Origin of the sequence: Clavibacter sp. B3I6, assembly GCF_030816895.1 — a bacterium.
In the GTDB taxonomy this organism is placed as follows: domain Bacteria; phylum Actinomycetota; class Actinomycetes; order Actinomycetales; family Microbacteriaceae; genus Clavibacter.
This window is the reverse complement of record NZ_JAUSYL010000001.1, coordinates 2,792,605-2,809,343: the sequence shown is the minus strand read 5'-3', so window position 1 is coordinate 2,809,343 and position 16,739 is coordinate 2,792,605. Positions and strand designations below refer to the sequence as shown.

The 16,739-nt window shown below is 72.2% G+C and carries 18 protein-coding genes; 12 read left to right on the top strand and 6 right to left on the bottom strand.

What is annotated here, in order from left to right:
* Nucleotides 1–43 precede the first annotated feature (43 nt).
* From QFZ62_RS13630 to QFZ62_RS13595, 8 genes are all read left to right on the top strand, one after another.
* Nucleotides 44–619, top strand: a complete 576-nt coding sequence (locus tag QFZ62_RS13630) for a TetR family transcriptional regulator (protein WP_307506712.1) — start codon at nucleotides 44–46, stop codon at nucleotides 617–619.
* A 303-nt stretch (nucleotides 620–922) separates the two neighbouring features.
* On the top strand, nucleotides 923–2,023 hold the full coding sequence (locus tag QFZ62_RS13625) for a polysaccharide pyruvyl transferase family protein (RefSeq protein WP_307506710.1): 1,101 nt from the start codon (nucleotides 923–925) through the stop codon (nucleotides 2,021–2,023).
* Nucleotides 2,023–3,276, top strand: a complete 1,254-nt coding sequence (locus tag QFZ62_RS13620; protein ID WP_307506708.1) for a lipopolysaccharide biosynthesis protein — start codon at nucleotides 2,023–2,025, stop codon at nucleotides 3,274–3,276. The genes QFZ62_RS13625 and QFZ62_RS13620 overlap by 1 nt, the downstream gene beginning before the upstream one ends.
* Complete coding sequence (locus QFZ62_RS13615; protein ID WP_307506706.1) at nucleotides 3,266–3,865, top strand: CatB-related O-acetyltransferase; 600 nt, start codon at nucleotides 3,266–3,268, stop codon at nucleotides 3,863–3,865. Before QFZ62_RS13620 ends, QFZ62_RS13615 begins: the two co-directional genes overlap by 11 nt.
* 7 nt (nucleotides 3,866–3,872) lie before the next feature.
* Nucleotides 3,873–5,129: a hypothetical protein gene (locus QFZ62_RS13610; RefSeq protein WP_307506704.1), complete on the top strand. Its 1,257-nt coding sequence runs from the start codon at nucleotides 3,873–3,875 to the stop codon at nucleotides 5,127–5,129.
* Nucleotides 5,126–6,226, top strand: a complete 1,101-nt coding sequence (locus QFZ62_RS13605) for a glycosyltransferase (protein ID WP_307506702.1) — start codon at nucleotides 5,126–5,128, stop codon at nucleotides 6,224–6,226. Before QFZ62_RS13610 ends, QFZ62_RS13605 begins: the two co-directional genes overlap by 4 nt.
* Nucleotides 6,219–7,127, top strand: a complete 909-nt coding sequence (locus tag QFZ62_RS13600) for a glycosyltransferase family 2 protein (RefSeq protein ID WP_307506700.1) — start codon at nucleotides 6,219–6,221, stop codon at nucleotides 7,125–7,127. The genes QFZ62_RS13605 and QFZ62_RS13600 overlap by 8 nt, the downstream gene beginning before the upstream one ends.
* A 464-nt stretch (nucleotides 7,128–7,591) precedes the next feature.
* Nucleotides 7,592–7,753: a hypothetical protein gene (locus QFZ62_RS13595; RefSeq protein ID WP_307506698.1), complete on the top strand. Its 162-nt coding sequence runs from the start codon at nucleotides 7,592–7,594 to the stop codon at nucleotides 7,751–7,753.
* Here QFZ62_RS13595 and prpB read toward each other — a convergent pair whose 3' ends face one another.
* Entirely contained in the window at nucleotides 7,754–8,668 is a 915-nt protein-coding gene (prpB, locus tag QFZ62_RS13590) for a methylisocitrate lyase (RefSeq protein WP_307506696.1), read from the bottom strand.
* Nucleotides 8,668–10,218, bottom strand: coding sequence for an MmgE/PrpD family protein (locus QFZ62_RS13585; RefSeq protein ID WP_307506695.1), 1,551 nt, complete (start codon nucleotides 10,216–10,218; stop codon nucleotides 8,668–8,670). The genes prpB and QFZ62_RS13585 overlap by 1 nt, the downstream gene beginning before the upstream one ends.
* A gap of 177 nt (nucleotides 10,219–10,395) precedes the next feature.
* Between QFZ62_RS13585 and QFZ62_RS13580 the strand changes: the two genes are divergently transcribed.
* A complete protein-coding gene (locus QFZ62_RS13580; RefSeq protein WP_307506693.1) occupies nucleotides 10,396–11,256 on the top strand; it encodes an aldo/keto reductase in 861 nt (286 codons plus the stop codon).
* A 77-nt stretch (nucleotides 11,257–11,333) separates the two neighbouring features.
* The gene (locus QFZ62_RS13575; RefSeq protein WP_307506691.1) at nucleotides 11,334–12,437 is read left to right on the top strand and encodes an aromatic acid exporter family protein; all 1,104 of its coding nucleotides are present in this window, start codon (nucleotides 11,334–11,336) and stop codon (nucleotides 12,435–12,437) included.
* Here the strand turns inward: QFZ62_RS13575 and QFZ62_RS13570 are convergent.
* A complete protein-coding gene (locus QFZ62_RS13570) occupies nucleotides 12,423–13,445 on the bottom strand; it encodes a DMT family transporter (protein WP_307506688.1) in 1,023 nt (340 codons plus the stop codon). The two genes, QFZ62_RS13575 and QFZ62_RS13570, sit on opposite strands and share 15 nt — an antisense overlap.
* A 73-nt stretch (nucleotides 13,446–13,518) precedes the next feature.
* On the opposite strand from QFZ62_RS13570, the gene QFZ62_RS13565 reads away from it, so the two are divergent.
* Nucleotides 13,519–14,079 carry a CGNR zinc finger domain-containing protein gene (locus QFZ62_RS13565; RefSeq protein WP_307506686.1) on the top strand — a complete coding sequence of 187 codons (561 nt, stop codon included), beginning with the start codon at nucleotides 13,519–13,521 and terminating at the stop codon, nucleotides 14,077–14,079.
* Between the two features lie 13 nt (nucleotides 14,080–14,092).
* Here QFZ62_RS13565 and rsmI read toward each other — a convergent pair whose 3' ends face one another.
* Genes rsmI through QFZ62_RS13550 form a run of 3 tightly spaced genes read right to left on the bottom strand, consistent with a single transcriptional unit; the run spans nucleotide 14,093 to nucleotide 15,399 of the window.
* Nucleotides 14,093–14,908 carry a 16S rRNA (cytidine(1402)-2'-O)-methyltransferase gene (gene rsmI, locus QFZ62_RS13560; protein WP_307506684.1) on the bottom strand — a complete coding sequence of 272 codons (816 nt, stop codon included), beginning with the start codon at nucleotides 14,906–14,908 and terminating at the stop codon, nucleotides 14,093–14,095.
* Nucleotides 14,905–15,243 carry a hypothetical protein gene (locus QFZ62_RS13555; RefSeq protein ID WP_307506682.1) on the bottom strand — a complete coding sequence of 113 codons (339 nt, stop codon included), beginning with the start codon at nucleotides 15,241–15,243 and terminating at the stop codon, nucleotides 14,905–14,907. Before QFZ62_RS13555 ends, rsmI begins: the two co-directional genes overlap by 4 nt.
* A gap of 3 nt (nucleotides 15,244–15,246) precedes the next feature.
* Nucleotides 15,247–15,399, bottom strand: coding sequence for a hypothetical protein (locus tag QFZ62_RS13550; RefSeq protein ID WP_307506680.1), 153 nt, complete (start codon nucleotides 15,397–15,399; stop codon nucleotides 15,247–15,249).
* 232 nt (nucleotides 15,400–15,631) lie between these two features.
* Here QFZ62_RS13550 and QFZ62_RS13545 point away from each other — a divergent pair, with 232 nt between their 5' ends.
* The gene (locus tag QFZ62_RS13545; RefSeq protein ID WP_307506678.1) at nucleotides 15,632–16,729 is read left to right on the top strand and encodes an acyl-CoA desaturase; all 1,098 of its coding nucleotides are present in this window, start codon (nucleotides 15,632–15,634) and stop codon (nucleotides 16,727–16,729) included.
* Nucleotides 16,730–16,739 lie beyond the last annotated feature (10 nt).

The following is a 16,739-nucleotide window of genomic DNA, read 5'->3' as shown; positions in this document are numbered from 1 at the left end:
GCTCAACCTACCTACTAGTTGGTAGCCATGTATAGTCGGCGGCATGACCACGTCGGCCGACCGCACCCGCCAGCGCATCCTGGATGCCGCGACGGAGGAGTTCGCCGTCCGCGGCATCGCGGGCGCGCGCGTCGACCGCATCGCCGCCGCCTCCGGCATGAGCAAGCCGATGCTGTACGCGCACTTCGGGGCCAAGGACCGGCTGTTCGACGCCGTCTTCGCCGCGCACGTCATCGCGAACGGCGACCGCGTGCCCTTCACGGCCGACGACCTGCCCGGCTACGCGTCGCGCCTCTACGACGACTACCTCGCGGATCCCGCGCTCGCCCGCCTGGTGATGTGGAAGCGCCTCGAGCGCGACGGCACCGGCTACCTCTACCCCGGCCTCGAGGACCACGACGCGGGGCACCGACGCGACATCGTCGACGCGCAGGCCGCGGGCCGGATCCGCTCGGACCTCGACCCCGACGACGTGTGGACGCTGGTCATCGCCACGGCCGCGAGCTGGGCGCAGGTCTCGATCACGACGGTCGCGACGACGGACGACGCGGCGGACCTGCACGCGCGGCGGCGCACGGCGCTGGCCGCCTTCGTGCGCGACGGGCTCTGCGGGGGCTGAGCCCGTCGCGCGGGCTCGGCCGACGTGCCATCGCCCGGCACCGCCGCACGTCCCGCGGCGACCACCTGGGCGTCATGGCCGGTGCGATGCCGCGCCGAGGTGCGTGCGAGGTCGCGTCGTCCACGGGGGTGCCGTCCGGGTGCCACGCGCGAGGACGGTCGCGCAGCGGGAGAGAGGCACCCGCAGGGAGACCCTATGATCGTTCAGGGGCGGGGGTGCGGCGTGTTGACGCCGCCACCCAGGGGGGCGCTTTTCTCAGCCATGCCCGATCAGGTGCGAACCAATTGAGGGGCCGACACGAGCATGACGACAGACCGCGAGCTGACCGGACGCCCGCGGGTGGTCCTCATCCATGCGTACTCGAGGGCGAACTCCGGCGACGGCCTCCTGGTCGACGAGAGCGCGGAACTCGTCCGGGAGGCATTCCCCGGTGCGCGGATCGACCTGGTCGCCCTGGCTCCCGACACGTTCCCGGAGTTCCCGGATGCCCTCCACCCCCTCTACGGTCGCCGTGGCGCGAGCGCGAAGGCGCTCGCCCGGGCCGCTGCGGGCAGGCTCCATCCCACGGTCCAGGACGAGATCGCCCGTGCCGACCTCGTCATCGCCGTCGGGGGCGGATACCTGCGCGCCGACACCGTCCGGGGCTTCGTCAAGACCTCGCTGGCTCACCTCCCTCAGCTGCCGTCATCGCCCGCATCCCCGCCGTTCATCTACCTGCCGCAGAGCATCGGACCGTTCCCCGGGAGCGGCCGGATGCTGCGCGACCTCCGCAACGCGCGTCACGTCTACGTCCGGGATGACCTGTCGCGCTCGCTCCTGCGCAAGAACGGGGTCCTCGCCGAGCGGATGCCCGACCTCGCACTGCTCTCCCGCGAGCTCGGCGACGGGAGCCCTGCGACCGGGCAGGGCTTCGGCTTGATCGCCCGGCAGCTGGGACGGAAGTCGAGCCGGTACGACGCCGCGATCCTGGCTCTGCGGGATGCTCTCGATGCGAGACCTCTCGTGCAGTCGAGCGGGCGTGGGAACGACGACCCCGCCTACTACCAGCGGCTCGGCCTCGGCACGGGCCACGCCGCGGTCGCGGACGCGCTGTCGGGTACCGATCGCCCGAGCGTCGTCGTCTCCGTGCGCCTCCATGGGAGCCTGCAGTCCCTCCACAGGGGGACCCCGACCATCCACCTCAGCTACGAACGAAAGGGATGGGGAGCCTTCGAGGACCTCGGGCTGGGCGCGTACGTGCACTCCGCCCGGCACTTCGACGTCGATGCCGTCGCAGAGCAGGCGAGAGCGTTGGCGGAGGACCCCTCCGACTACTGGGCGGCGGTCGAGGACGCGAAGGTGCATCTCCGGGACGCCCGCGCCCGGCTCGTGGCCTCCCTGCGAGACATGGCGCGCAACTCCTAGTGCGGTCAGATCGTCACACGACCCTCGTCAACCTCTTCAAGGGCGGGTTGCCGGCGCTGCTGAGCAGCGTCATCACCGCGCTCCTCCCCGCCGCGGGCATCCTGTTCCTGAGCACCGACTCCTACGCCGTCTGGGCTCTCGCCGCCACGCTCACGACGATCTTCCTGCTCATCGACTTCGGCACGACGAGCCTCGCCACGAAGCTCGCCGCCGAACAGCGGCTGAGCGGTGGCGCTCTCGGCACCCTCTACGCCCTCACGACCGCCCCTCCCCTGGCCCTCACCGCCATCACGGCTGCTGTCTGGCCGACCTACGCTCGCCATGCCGGGCTGGTCGATGCTCAAGACCCTCGCGCCATCGTCCTCATCGTCCTGGTCGGGATCGGAACCGCGCTGCGGAGCTTCGGCCTGATCAGCGCCGCTGTCGCGCTGGGGCGAAGGCAGTTCGGACGCAGGGGGACCGTCCTGTTGGGCGGTGCTCTCGTGCAGGCTGTCGTGACCATCGGCGCCTTGTTCGCCGGCGTCGACTTCCTCGCGCTGGGGTACGGGATCGTGACCGCGGGCATCCTCCAGAGCGTCGTGGGTGTGCTGCTGGCCAGACCGGACCTCCGGGCCGACACGAGCGCCTCCGTGTGGCCCCTGGTCCGGCGCTTCGCCTCGGCACGCGGCGTCGCGGTCATCCTCGGTGTGACGGTCACGCAGCTGGACAGATGGTCGTTGGGGCTCTTCGCCGGCGCAGCCGCGCTCACGGCATACGACCTCGCCATCCGCTTCGCCACCATGCCGAAGATCGCGCTCCTGGCGTTCGGTTCCGGACTGATCACCGAGGCGAGCGGCGACGTCGAACGCACCCGTCTGCACTCGCTCTACCAGCGCTACAGCCGGCTCTTCGCCGCGCTCAGCGCCCTGGCGACGCTCCCGGTCCTGGTGATCACGCTCGTCGTCGCCAGCGCGCGGACGCCGGAACCGCTCAGCTTCATCGCGCCCCTCGCGATCCTGGCGGTCGTGGCGCACGCCGTGAACGCCATGACCATACCGGCCAGCTTCCTGACCATGGGGGCGGGTCGACCGGAGGTCGAGCTGGCGTACCTCGCTCCGTTGGCGGTCCTCTGCGGCATCGCCTACGTGCTGGGGAACGTCACCGGCTCTCCCCTCGTGCAGGTGGCCACCTGGGCCAGCGCGATGGTCATCACGTCGATCTCCTTCATATTCTGGGCTCCTCGTTTCATGAAATGGACGAAAAATGCTGGTTGAACGCATCGTGAACCGACTCCGACGCGAGGTCGTGGGCAGCCGGATGAAGACGCTGGTGCGAGCCGGCCGCCTCACGGTCGGACGGGGGACGTACGGCGCCCCCGAGCTCCTGACGTTCGCGGGAGACCAGACACGGGTCGACATCGGCGCCTTCTGCTCGATCGGCCCGCGGGTCACCTTCGTCCTGGGCGGCAACCATCCCCTGGACCGCGTGACCACATTCCCCATCCGAGAGCGCTTCGGCCTGCCGACGGCAGATGACGGGTTCCCGTCGAGTCGCGGCGACATCTCCGTGGCCGACGGCGTGTGGATCGGGTTCGGCGTCACGATCCTCTCGGGCGTGCGGATAGGACACGGCGCCGTCGTGGCTGCCGGCGCTCTCGTCACGCGGGACGTCCCTCCCTTCGCAGTGGTCGGCGGGACCCCCGCGCGTGTCCTGAGCTACCGATGCAGCGAGTCGGTGGGAGAGGGCATCGTCAGGTCGCGATGGTGGGAGTGGCCGGACGACGAGATACGACGACGCGTCGACGAGTTGAACGACTGGCCTGCTTCGACCGCCACCGACCGGTGGGGTGACGGCCTTGCCTGAGAGGGCTGTGCGACAACGGATCCAGCTCCACGAACCCGAGGCGCCCGCGCGACCTCGCTGGAGCGGCGTCCGCGCGATCCTGCTCTGCGGGTTCTTCCTCCTGTGCATCGTCCCGGCCGACTTCGTGCGCTTGACCGCGACGTGGGATCGCGTCGACGAGATCGCCCTCCTCGTGACAGCGGTCCTCGGCGCGCTGTGCATCCTCCATGATCGACGGCTGCGCCTGAAGGTCCTGCTGAGCAGCCTCGGCCTCGTGGCGACGGCCTCGCTGGCGAGCGCGGAGCCCGGGAGGTCCGCCTACTTCATCCTCCCCTTCCTGATCGGCATCGGAGTCGCTGCTGTCGTCGACAGGCGAGGTGCACGCCTGCTGCTCTCGACGTTGGCGGGAGTCCTCGTGCTGAGCGTCATCGTCGACGCGGCAGGCGGCGGACCGGTCACCTCGTCGATCTTCGGTCTCCCGAACCAGCTCTCGGTGCTCACCGGAACCCGGGCGCGCGGCCTCCTGGGCCAACCGGTACCCGCGGCGTTCGCGTCCGTGTTCCTCTTCGCGACGTTGCTCCCCGCCGCGGCGAGCATCGCGGATGCACGGCGCCGTCTGGCAGCGATCGCCGCTCTCTCCGTGGGAGTCGTCGTCACCCTGGCCCTCACCGGCACCCGTTCGGCCTTGGTGCTCGCGCTCGTCGTCGGGGCGGTGTTCCTGATCCGCTACGCCGTGCGCCGCGGCGTGCACTTCATCGGTCCCCTCCTGCTCGCGAGCCCCGCTCTCATCGCGGGAGGCATCCTGCTCGCCGTGCGATTCGGGAGCGACTTCCGCAGCAGCAGGATCGGGGACTTCGACTCCCTCACCGGAAGCACATCCCTCTTGAACCGACTGCTCGCGACGGAGTACCTGGGTCGGTGGGCGAACTCCGGTGATGCGCTCGTCCTCCTCATCGGCGGGGGTCCGCGCGACCTCCAGGAGACCCTGTCCGCGTACCGAGGCAACTACCTGAGCACGATCGACAACTTCTTCGTGACCCTCCTCTGGGACTTCGGGCTGCTGGGTGCACTGCTGATGCTCGTCATCCTCGTCATGCTCCTTCGGAAGCTGAGGTCGACGGACGCGGTCGTGGTGGGCGCAGCCATGGGGGGCCTCACGCTCATCGCCAGCGGCCTCGCCTTCGACGTCTTCTACGTGCGGCCCATGGCGCTCCTGTTCGGGCTGGTGGTGGGCATCTGCCTGGGCTGGGCGGAGCGGATCGCACCGAAGGGCGCTCTGACATGACCGAACACCGACGGAAGGACCCCATGTCCGCACCAGCTGCGCACCGCCTCGTCGTCGTCGTCCCGTGGCTCCAGGGCGGTGGCGCCCAGGCGGCACTCCGAGAGACCATGCGGCGTCTCGAGGCGACGAACGCCGTCCTCGTCGTCTGCTTCGACGACAACCGGAACACGGCCTCCCTCGAGGCGGAGTTCCACGAGGTCCATCTGCTCCGCGGACGCAAGAGCGCCCACGGTGCGTGGAAGGCCGGCCGATGGCTCGCAGCCTTCCTGAAGCCGGGCGACGTCGTCTTCTCCCTGATGCGAGGAAGCCACGTCGTGCTGGGGATGCTCCCTGCTCGTCAGCTCCGATCGCTGAAGGTGGTCGCCTCCTTCCACCAGCTGCCCTCCGTCGACGCCCAGGGGCGCTTGAGCTTCCTCGAGAACATGCTCGTCCGTCGTGCGGTCAGCCGGGCGGAACTCGTGACCGCACCCTCCACGCGAGGCCTCCGTGAGCTCCGAGCACGGAAGCTGATCCGTCCGGAGGCCGGGGTGATGTCACCCAACCTGATCGCGGAGTACGCCCGCCCCCTCGTCCCACCCCGCACCGGGCCCCTGGGCGAGTTGCGACTCCTCCTCGCGGGACGCCTCGACCACCAGAAGGGCATCGATCGGATCGAGGACCTCCTGGGCGGGTCTCCCATCCCGATCCGACTGCTGGTCGCGGGCGATGGTCCTCTTCGGCCGGTGGTCGAGCGACTGGTCGCGAAGCCGGGCCGGCTCGTCGTCGACTACCGGGGGCACGTCGACGACATATTCGAGCTCATCGATGCGGTCGACTTCCTGTTCCTCCCGAGTCGCTACGAGTTGAATCCGGTCGTGGTGTGGGAGGCATGGGCACGTGGTCGCGCTGCGATCACCTCGGACGTGGCTGCCTTCCAGGATCTCGCCGAGTCCGGTCCGCTCCGGATGTTCCATGACCGCGACTCCCTCCATGAGCTGCTGCTCCAGGCCGCGGCCGCCGACTCCCCGGAACGCGACGGCCTGCTCGACACCCCCGACGTGTCCGTCGCCGACAATCCACTGCTCCTCGAACTGCAAGGGCTCATCGAACATGAATGAAGAAAGCGTCTCCGCGGTCGTCGTCGTCTTCGACACCGATCCGGCCCTGCTCGAGTCCTGCCTCGGCTCACTGCGACGCGCGCGTTCGGCGTCGGCTCGCCCCCTCGAGGTGATCGTGGTCGACAACAGTCCGCACGATCGCCTGGCCCAGCAGTTCGGGGCTGAAGTCGACAGCTGGGTATCAGGGCACGGGAACATCGGCTTCGGCCGTGCCGCGAACCTGGGCATCGGCATGGCACGGCACGACAACATCCTGCTGCTCAATCCGGATGCCGAGCTCGAGCCCCTCGCGCTCGACGCATTGGTCGATGAAGGAGCTGCGCATCCGGACTCCCTCCTGTGCGGTTGGCTCGGGCGCGGCGACCGGGTGCAGGTCGACGCGTACATGCACTGGTGGTCGTCGTCCGGCCGGCTGCTGCGACGCAGGGGCTACCGGCGCTATCTCGAGGCGGCCAAGCGCAACAGCTCCTCCGTCCGCGTGCAGAAGGTGAGCGGTGGCGGTCTCTACGCCCGCCGGGAACTGCTGCTGTCCCTCGGGCCGTTCGATGAGCGCTTCTTCCTCTACGGAGAGGACGCTGATCTGTCGGTGCGAGCGCGCCAGCTCGGGCATGCGCTCCGAGCAGTCCCCGGGGCGCCGATCACGCACCACGCGGCGTCGAGCCAGGATCACCATTCCGCTCTGATCGAGCGGGCTCGGACCGATGCCGCGATCCGGGTCTCGCGCTACCACCTCCCGCTCGGCTCATCCCTCCTCACCCAGCTGGATCTCGCGCTCGTCACGGTGGTCGGGATCCTGGTCGCACAGGTGGGCTCCAGCGGCACGCTCGCATCGCGACGTCAACGTCTCGGCGTCCTCCTGAAGTGGGGATTCAAACGGGACCTCAAGCCCTTCGAACCCTGACGAGCTGGTCCGGCAGCGCCGCCCTGGCCGCGAGTGCCCTCCCAGCGCCATCGCCTCCGGGGCGGCGTGGTCGCGCCTCGGGTCGGAGTCGAACGCGCCGCTGCGCCTCCTCGACTACCAGAGGACCGTCCGCCCAGCGCGGACAGGTGAGGCGGCGATCACACGAGCAGGGAGACGTTCGACGCCGGCGGAGGAGTGGACGGTGCCCGGCACGTTCCGGTGGTCGCCCACGCGATGACGTCGAGGACGCGAGGTGGTCCCCTGGCGCTCTCGCTCGTGGAGTCGACACTCGGTGCGCGCCCGCTACCTCGGGGGCGGAGAGGTCGGTCGCCGCATCGTCGGCGGCGCCGGCCGTCCGCGACTCCGCGAGGTCCGATCCCGCCGCCGGGCCCCTGCCCGCCCGCTCCCGCCCGCCCCTGTGCACGGATCCGGCAGCGGGCCGCGGTCGCCGTTACCCTCGGCGGGTGCCCACCCCCGCCGCGCGTCCCCGCCTCCTGGAGTGCGCGCTCACCCGCGCGGGACGGGTCGTCGGCGGACTCGCGATGGGGATCCTCCTGGCCGTCCTCGCGCTGGGCCTCGCGCTCGACGGGTCGCTGCGCCGCGACGTCGAGGACGGCTCGACGTGATCACGCCCCGCCGCGGTTCCCCTCCAGCGTGAAGGTGAAGACGTCCTCGTCGAACGCGCTGTAGCCGGCGTAGTCGAGCAGCTCGTACAGGCGGGCGCGGGTCTGCATCTCGGGCACCTTGCCGGCGAGCGTGCCCTCCTCGAGGATCGCGTCGAGGCCGCGCTCGGCGGCGCCCATCGCGAGGCGCAGGAGCGAGACCGGGTAGATCACGATGTTCACGCCCACGTCGCGCAGCTGCGATGTCGTGAACAGCTCGCTCTTCCCGAACTCGGTCATGTTGGCGAGGATCGGCACGTCGACCGCCGCGCGCATCGCCTCGAACTCGGCGAGGTCGGCCATCGCCTCGGGGAAGATCGCGTCCGCACCGGCGTCGACGAGCGCGCGAGCCCGGTCGACGGCGGCGGCCATCCCGTCCACGCCGCGCACGTCGGTGCGGGCCATGACCAGCAGGTCCGGGTCGCGGCGGGCGTCGACGGCCGCGCGGATCCGCTTCAGCGCCGTCGACTCGTCCACCACCTGCTTGCCGTCGAGGTGGCCGCACCTCTTGGGGTTCACCTGGTCCTCGATGTGGAGGCCCGCGACGCCGGCGTCCTCGAGCATCTGCACGGTGCGCGCGACGTTCATCGGCTCGCCGAAGCCCGTGTCGGCGTCCACGAGGCACGGCAGGTCGGTGACGCGCGCGATCTGCTGCGAGCGCCCCGCCACCTCGGTGAGGGTGGTGAGCCCGATGTCCGGCAGGCCGAGGTCCGCCGAGAGCACGGCGCCGGAGATGTAGACGCCGTCCATGCCCTTGTCCTGGATGAGGCGGGCCGACAGCGGGTTGAACGCGCCGGGCATCCGGAGCAGCTCGCCCGAGGCGAGGCGCTCGCGGAACGCGCGGCGCTTGGCGGCGGAGGTGAGGGCGGAGTGCAGCATCAGAGGAGTCCCTTCGGGGAGCCGGCGCCGTCGAGGAGGCCGGGCCGGGCGGTCACGGTGAGGCCGGCGAGCTCGTCGGCGGTCAGCTCGGGCAGGCGCTCCACGAGCCGGAGGAAGCGGTCGACCTCGGTCTCCTCGAGCACGCCGTCGGCGAGCGTGCGGAGCTTCGCCACGTAGTCGGCGCGCGCGAACGGCCGGGCGCCGAGCGGGTGCGCGTCGGCCACGGCGATCTCGTCGACGATCGTCGAGCCGTCCGTCAGCCGGATCTCCACCCGCCCGCCGAACGCCTTCTCCGTCGGATCCATGGAGTGGTACCTGCGGGTCCACTCGGGGTCCTCGGTCGTCGTCACGCGACGCCAGAGGTCCACCGTGTCGGGGCGGCCGGCGCGCTCGGGCGCGTACGAGTCGACGTGGTGCCAGGCGCCGTCCTGCAGCGCGACGGTGAAGATGTACGGGATCGAGTGGTCGAGCGTCTCGCGGCTGGCGCGCGGGTCGTACTTCTGCGGGTCGTTCGCGCCGGATCCGATGACCACGTGCGTGTGGTGCGACGAGTGGATCAGCACGCGGTCGACGGCGTCGGCGTCCGCGAGCACCGGGTGCGCGTGGTGCAGGCGGCGCGCGAGGTCGATCCACGCCTGCGCCTGGTACTCGGCCGAGTGCTCCTTCGTGTACGTGTCGAGGATCGCCCGCTTGGCCTCGCCGGGCGCGGGCAGCGGCACCTCGTAGGCGGCGTCGGGGCCGTCGAGGAGCCAGGCGATGACGCCGTCCTCGCCCTCGTAGATGGGGGTGGGGCTGGTCTGGCCGCGCATCGCCCGGTCGATCGCCTCGACGGCCATCTTCCCGGCGAAGGCGGGCGCGTGCGCCTTCCACGTGCTGATCGCGCCCTTGCGCGACTGGCGGGTGGCGGTGGTGGTGTGCAGCGCCTGCCCGACGGCCTGGAAGACGGTGCCCTCGTCGAGCCCGAGGAGCGTGCCGATGCCGGCGGCGGCCGACGGGCCGAGGTGCGCCACGTGGTCGATCTTGTGCGCGTGCAGGCTGATGGCCTTCACGAGGTCGACCTGGATCTCGTAGCCGGTCGCGATGCCACGGACCACGTCGGCGCCCGTGAGCGCGCGGCCGTCGGGTCGGCCGGCAGCTGCGGCGTGCTGCGCGGCGGCGAGGATCGGCGGGATGTTGTCGCCCGGGTGCGAGTACTCGGCCGCGAGGAAGGTGTCGTGGTAGTCGAGCTCGCGCACGGCCACGCCGTTCGCCCAGGCCGCCCACTCGGCGCTCACGCGGGTGCGGGGATCCGCGCCCACGACGGTCGCGCCGGCGCCGCCCGTGGACGGCCCGTGGGCGAGGGCCTGCGCGCGCGCCGCGACGACGGGCGCGCGGGTGAGCGAGGCGGTCGCGACGGCGGCGTTGTCGATGATGCGGTTGACGATCATCTCGGTGACGTCGGCGTCGACCTCGACCGGGTCCGCGGCGACGGCGGCGATGCGCCCCGCCAGCTGCTCCCCGGGAGGCAGGGCCTCGCCGCTGCGGTGGACGCGGACGCGGTGGATCTGCATGCTCTTCCTCACGGTCGGGCGCCTGGCGCGGAGGGCTCGTGACCTCGTCCGCGCGGCACCGGTCCAGCGTATCCACCGCCGGGGCCCACCCCGTCGGGAGACCGGACGAGTGCGCGCCGCCGGACCGGGTCGGCCGGGGGCGACCGGCGTAGCGTGGCAGGCGACGAGGAGGTCACTATGAGGGCACGGCAGCTGGGTCCGTACGAGGTCGGCGCGATCGGTCTGGGCGGCATGCCCATGTCGGTCCAGGGACGCAAGGACAGGGAGACGTCGATCCGGGCGGTGCACGCCGCGCTCGACGCGGGCGTCACCCTCATCGACACCGCGGACTCGTACCACCTCGACGCGGACGGCGTGGGGCACAACGAGATCCTCATCGCCGAGGCGCTGAAGGCGTACGGCGGCGACGTGTCCGACGTCGTGGTCGCCACGAAGGGCGGCACGCTGCACCGGGACGACGGGCCCTGGGGCACCGACGGCTCCCCCGCCCACCTGCACGAGGCGGCCCGCGCGTCGGCCGCGCGGCTCGGGGTCGACGCGATCGCGCTGTACCAGCACCACCGGCCGGATCCGGCGACGCCGTACGAGGAGACCATGGGCGCGCTCGGCGAGCTCGTCGACCAGGGCGTCGTGCGCGCGGTCGGCATCTCCAACGCCGACCCGGACCAGATCCGCACGGCCCACCGCATCCTGGGCGCGAAGCTCGTGTCCGTGCAGAACCGCTTCTCCCCCGGCTGGCGCTCGAGCCTGCCCGAGCTCGAGCTGTGCACCCGGCTCGGCCTCGCGTTCCTGCCGTGGAGCCCCATCGGCGGCATCCAGGGCACCGCCGGCCTCGCCGACGAGAACCGCGCGTTCGGCGAGGTCGCCGACGAGCTGGGCGTGAGCCCGCAGCAGGTCGCGCTGGCGTGGGAGCTCGCGCTCTCGCCCGCCGTGCTGCCGATCCCGGGGGCCAGCCGACCGGAGAGCATCGCCGACTCCGCGCGTGCGGCCGACCTCGAGCTCACGGCGGAGCAGGTCGCGCGGCTCACCGGGGCCTGACGGCAACCGTCTCCGGCGTCCGTCCGGACGTGTGCCGCCCGGACGGAGCCCGCGCGCGCGTCGCCTAGCCTCGGGGGATGAGATCCCCCGCGGTGCGCACCGAGGTCACGCGCGCCTGGCACGCCGCGACCTCGACCGGCCGCCTCCTGCTGGCGGCCAAGACGGCGCTCGCGGTCGGCATCGCCTGGGCCATCGCGCCACACGTGCCCGGGGTCGCGAACGAGTACCCGTACTACGCGCCGCTCGGCGCGCTCGTGAGCATGTACCCGACCCTGATGGGATCCGCGAGGACCGGGCTGCAGACGCTCCTGGGGCTCGGCGCGGGCATCGTCCTCGCGACCGCGGTGACCCTCACCACGGGCCCGTCCTGGTGGTCGATCCCCGTGATCGTCGGCATCGGCGTGATCCTCTCCGGCTCCGGCTGGTTCGGCGCGGGTCGCGAGTACGTGCCCATGGCGGCGCTGTTCGTCCTCATCATCGGCGGCCAGGACGCCGACACGTACTCGCTCGGCTACCTCGTGCAGATGGCCGTCGGCGTCGTCACCGGCCTCCTCGTCAACGTGCTCGTGGTCCCGCAGCTGACGAGCGGCGCGGCGAGCGCCCGCATCGGCGCGTTCCAGCGCGAGGTCGCCCAGCGGCTGCGGGAGGTGGGCGACGCCGTCGAGTCCGATGCGCCGCCCGCGCACGACGACTGGATCCTCGCCAGCGAGGGCCTCGCCGACACCGCGCGCGCCGTGCGCGCCGACCTCGCCGAGGCCGACGAGAGCCGCAAGGGCAACCCGCGCGCGCTCCTCAACAAGCGCGACGTGCGCATCGACCACGCGCGGCTCGAGGCGATGGACCAGATCGTCTTCCACGTGCGCGACATCTCCGGGGCGCTCGCGGACACCATCTGGGAGCGGCCGGGGGCTCCCCGCCTCGACCGGGAGATCACGGGGCCGGTCCGCGACGCGTGCCACGCGGTCGCGGGCGTGCTCGACCTCGACGACCCCGACTCCCCCGAGCGCCACCGCGCGATGGGCGAGGCCGCCCGGCGGGTGCGCCTGCTCGTGGAGGCGGTCGACCGGCGATCCCAGGAGCTCGGCCGCGCCATGGGCCCCGGCGTCCTCACCGCGATGCACCTCACGCGCGTCCTGGGGCACCTCGAGCCGGTGGACGCGGCGGAGTCACCGGCCCCGTAGCGCCGGGTCCGGATCCGCCCCGGGCGACGGCGACGGCTCCGCGCCCGCGGCCGCCTCGGTCCCGGGCTCGACGCCGACGGGCCGCGCGTCGGGCAGTGCGTCCGCCCGCGCGTCGAAGCGCACGGCGACGATCCCCGCGACGATCAGCAGGCCGCCCACCATCTGCAGCGCCGTCAGCTCCTCGCCGAGCAGCAGCCACGCCCAGGCGCCGGCCGCCGCAACCTCGAGGAGGCCCACGAAGGACGCGAGTCGGGATCCGAGCATCGCGCTCCCCGTGATCCCCGCGCCGTACGCGAGCGCCGTCGCCACTACTCCGACCACGAGCATCGGCACCCACCACGGCACGACGTTCCCGAGCACGACCACGTCGGCGACGGAGCCGGTGAAGGGCAGGATCCCGGTCACGCCGACGAGGGCCAGCACGACGGCGGCGACGAGCAGCCCCGCCGCCGCGAGCGCCACGGGCGGGAGGCCATCGGCGCCCCGCGCCGCGATCGCGAAGTACCCGGCGCAGCCGACCATGGCGCCGATCGCGAGCAGCACGCCGACCGGGTCGAGCGCCCCGCCGCCCGACGGCGACACCACGAGCGCGAGCCCGCCGGCCGCCGCGACGGATCCGAGGAGCACCGGCACCGCGGGCCGCCGCCGGCTCATCGCCCACGCCACCGCGACGAGCAGCAGCGGCGCCATGAACTCGATGAGGATCGCCGTGCCGACGGGGATCCGCTCGATCGCCGCGAAGTACAGCACCTGCGCGCCGGCCACGCCCACGAGCGCCATGCCCAGGACCCGCCGCCAGGCGCGCAGCACGGGTCGCAGGTCGCCGCGCAGCTGCACGAGCGCGACCGGCGCGAGCAGCAGCCCGCCGATGAGCGCGCGCAGCGTGACGGCGGCGACCGGGCTCCAGCCGGCCTCGAGCAGCGGCTTCACGAACGCGCCGGAGAGGCCGAAGGACGCCGCGGAGACGACCGCGAGCAGGAGTCCGGTGGTGAGGTGGCGTCGTTCCATGGTGAGCTCGTTCCGTCAGGGGCCAAGCGGCCTACGGTCCTGACGCTAGACTGGTCTCGGATAAGGAGTCAAATTGCTTTTCGCCCCTGACACGGAGGACGTGCTCACGTTCGACGCCGTCATCCTCAACACCGCCCCGCGCGCCACCCGGTCCGGCCTCGACCTGCTGGCCACCCCGGAGCAGCTCGCCGTCCTCATGACCCGCAGCGGCTTCTCCGGCCGCTTCGACCGCGACGAGCGCGAGCTCCGGGAGGTCCACGACGCCCGTGCCCGGCTGCGCGAGATCTGGACCCTCGACCGGGACGCCATGGTGGACCCCGTCAACGAGCTGCTCGCCCGCCACCGCGCCTCCCCCCGGCTCGTCCGGCACGACGCCCTCGACTGGCACCTGCACGCGACGCCCGACGACGCGCCGCTCGCCGACCGCGTGCTCGTGGAGGCCGCGATGGCGCTCGTCGACGTGGTGCGCTCCGACGCGACCGACCGCCTGCGGGTGTGCGCGGCCGACGACTGCGACGGCGTGCTCGTCGACCTGTCCCGCAACGGGTCGAAGCGGTTCTGCAGCGTGCGCTGCGGCAACCGGATGAACATGGTGGCGTTCCGCGAGCGCCGCGCGCAGGATCCGACGGGCTAGCCCGCCGGCCGGATCACCGGGCCTGCAGCGCCGCCTGGTACAGGTCGCGCTTGCCGAGGCCCGTCGCCTCGGCGATGGTGCCGGCCGCGTCCTTGAGTCGCGCGCCGTCGGACACCAGCTCGAGCACCTGGGTCACGCCCGTGGCGAGGTCGACCTCGAGCGCCGCCGCGCCCTCCGCGACGACGACGATCTCGCCCCGCACGCCCTCGGCCGCCCAGGCGGCGAGCTCGGCGGCGGATCCGCGGCGCACCTCCTCGTAGAGCTTCGTGAGCTCGCGGCACACGACGAGCCGGCGGTCCGGGCCCCACTCGGCGACGACGTCCTCGAGCGACGCCTGCAGCCGGTTCGGCGACTCGAAGAAGACCATGGTGCGGCGCTCGCGCACGAGCTCGCGGAGCACGCGGCGCCGGTCGCCGCCCTTGCGCGGCAGGAAGCCCTCGAACGTGAAGCGGTCGGTGGGGAGCCCCGAGACGGCGAGCGCGCTCAGGACGGCGCTCGGGCCGGGGATCACCGTGACGCGGACGCCCGCCGCGGCCGCCGCCTCCACCAGGTGGAAGCCGGGGTCGGAGATCGCGGGCATGCCGGCGTCGGAGAGCACGAGCACGTCGGTCTCGCGCGCGAGCTCGACGAGGTCGGCGGAGCGCTCCTGCTCGTTGTGATCGTGCAGCGCGATGAGGCGCGGCCGGTTCTCGACGCCGAGCGCGGTGAGCAGGCGGATGGTCGTGCGGGTGTCCTCGGCGGCCACGACCGTGGCGGAGGAGAGCGCCTCCACGAGCCGCCGCGACGCGTCGCCCAGGTTGCCGATGGGGGTCGCGCCGAGGATGATCACCGGTCGATCATCCCATCCGGCCGGGTGGGCTCCAGGTCGGTGCCGTCCGGGCCCGACAGGTCGGCACGGTCGCCGGCAGGAGCGGGGGCACCCTCATCGCCCGAGCCCGCGCCCGCGCTCGTGTCGCGGAGACCGCGGATCCCGTTCGCGATCCCGCCCCCGATCGCGACGAGACCCAGGGGCACGCCGATGAGGACGACGGTGCCGAAGCGCCCGGCGCCGTCGAGCTCGCCGAACACGCCCATGAGCCCGAGCACCGATACCGCGCACAGGACGACCCCCAGGACCACCAGGCTCCACGTGTCGCGCCCGCGCGCCCGGTCCCGCAGGAACACCGGTCAGCTCGCGGCGGGCGCGCCCGCGCCGCCCATGAGGTGCTGGTGGGCGATGAGGGGATCCCACCGCTTCCGGGCCTCCCCCTGCGTCTGCGGGATCGCGAAGGCCACGGCGGGCTCCACGGGGACGATGCGGCGGGACTCGACGACGGGCACGGATCCATGGTGGCATGCCGTCCGCTGCCGGTCGCGGCGCGCACCGCCGTCGCCGCCGCGCACCTGAGGCCATCCGCCTGAGGACCGGCTGGGAACACACGACCCGTTTCGGTGGGAAGCTCAGGCGTTGCCCCAGACCCCGGCTGCACGCGTCGTGCCTCCACGACGTCCCACCCAGCGGTCCGCCACGCGGACCACTCGATCAGGCCCCGAGGCCCGGGAACGAGCAGACATGACCGACACCACCGCAGCCCCGCGGATCGTGCTGACGCGTGCCAAGCGCGGGGGCGGCGCGAACCCGACGTCCGAGTACTCGGGCCTCCTGAGGACGATCCGCGACGCGGGGCTCCTCCGGCGCCGCGTCGGCTTCTACGTCGCGATGTTCTCCGCCACCGTGGTGGCGCTGGGCGGCGCGGTGACGGGCTTCGTGCTCCTCGGCGACAGCTGGTTCCAGCTGCTCATCGCGGCGGGCCTCGGCATCATCTTCACGCAGTTCGCCTTCCTCGCCCACGAGGCCTCGCACCGCCAGGTGTTCGAGTCCGGCAAGGCCAACGACATCGCCGGCCGCACGCTCGCGAACCTGTTCGTCGGCATCAGCTACTCGTGGTGGATGACGAAGCACTCGCGCCATCACGCGAACCCGAACGTGGTCGAGAAGGACCCCGACATCGCCCCCGGCGTGCTGGTGTTCCGGCCGGAGGACGCGAAGGGCGCCCGCGGGTTCGCCGGCGCGATCATCCGGCGCCAGGGATGGCTGTTCTTCCCCCTGCTCACCCTCGAGGGGCTGAACCTGCACGTCACGTCGATGCGGACCGTCTTCGGTCGCGGCAAGGTCGACAAGCGCTGGCTGGAGATCTCGATGCTCTCCACCCGCATCATCGCCTACCTCGCCGTCGTCTTCTTCTTCCTCCCCCTCGGCATGGCGTTCGCGTTCGTCGGCGTCCAGCTCGCCGTGTTCGGCGTCTACATGGGCGCCTCGTTCGCCCCGAACCACAAGGGCATGCCCGTCCTCCCGAAGGACTCCAAGGTCGACTTCCTCCGCCGCCAGGTCCTCACCTCGCGGAACATCAAGAGCACCTGGCTGACCGACATCTACATGGGCGGCCTCAACTACCAGATCGAGCACCACCTCTTCCCCAACATGCCCCGCCCGGCGCTGAAGAAGGCCCAGGTCATCGCCAAGGAGTACTGCGCCACCCACTCGATCCCGTACACCGAGACCACCCTCCTGGCCTCGTACGGCATCGTCGTCGCGTACCTCAACCGCGTCGGCCTCTCCGCCGGCGGCGACCCGTTCGACTGCCCCGCGTCGGCGTCCTTCGGACGCTGACCCGCGGCGG

Bases quoted from the DNA above. Each gene is read 5' to 3' on its own strand.
- QFZ62_RS13630 (WP_307506712.1), top strand. From the start codon at position 44: ATGACCACGTCGGCCGACCGCACCCGCCAGCGCATCCTGGATGCCGCG.
- QFZ62_RS13625 (WP_307506710.1), top strand. From the start codon at position 923: ATGACGACAGACCGCGAGCTGACCGGACGCCCGCGGGTGGTCCTCATC.
- QFZ62_RS13615 (WP_307506706.1), top strand. From the start codon at position 3,266: ATGCTGGTTGAACGCATCGTGAACCGACTCCGACGCGAGGTCGTGGGC.
- QFZ62_RS13605 (WP_307506702.1), top strand. From the start codon at position 5,126: ATGACCGAACACCGACGGAAGGACCCCATGTCCGCACCAGCTGCGCAC.
- QFZ62_RS13600 (WP_307506700.1), top strand. From the start codon at position 6,219: ATGAATGAAGAAAGCGTCTCCGCGGTCGTCGTCGTCTTCGACACCGAT.
- prpB (WP_307506696.1), bottom strand. From the start codon at position 8,668: ATGCTGCACTCCGCCCTCACCTCCGCCGCCAAGCGCCGCGCGTTCCGC.
- QFZ62_RS13585 (WP_307506695.1), bottom strand. From the start codon at position 10,218: ATGCAGATCCACCGCGTCCGCGTCCACCGCAGCGGCGAGGCCCTGCCT.
- QFZ62_RS13580 (WP_307506693.1), top strand. From the start codon at position 10,396: ATGAGGGCACGGCAGCTGGGTCCGTACGAGGTCGGCGCGATCGGTCTG.
- QFZ62_RS13575 (WP_307506691.1), top strand. From the start codon at position 11,334: ATGAGATCCCCCGCGGTGCGCACCGAGGTCACGCGCGCCTGGCACGCC.
- QFZ62_RS13570 (WP_307506688.1), bottom strand. From the start codon at position 13,445: ATGGAACGACGCCACCTCACCACCGGACTCCTGCTCGCGGTCGTCTCC.
- QFZ62_RS13545 (WP_307506678.1), top strand. From the start codon at position 15,632: ATGACCGACACCACCGCAGCCCCGCGGATCGTGCTGACGCGTGCCAAG.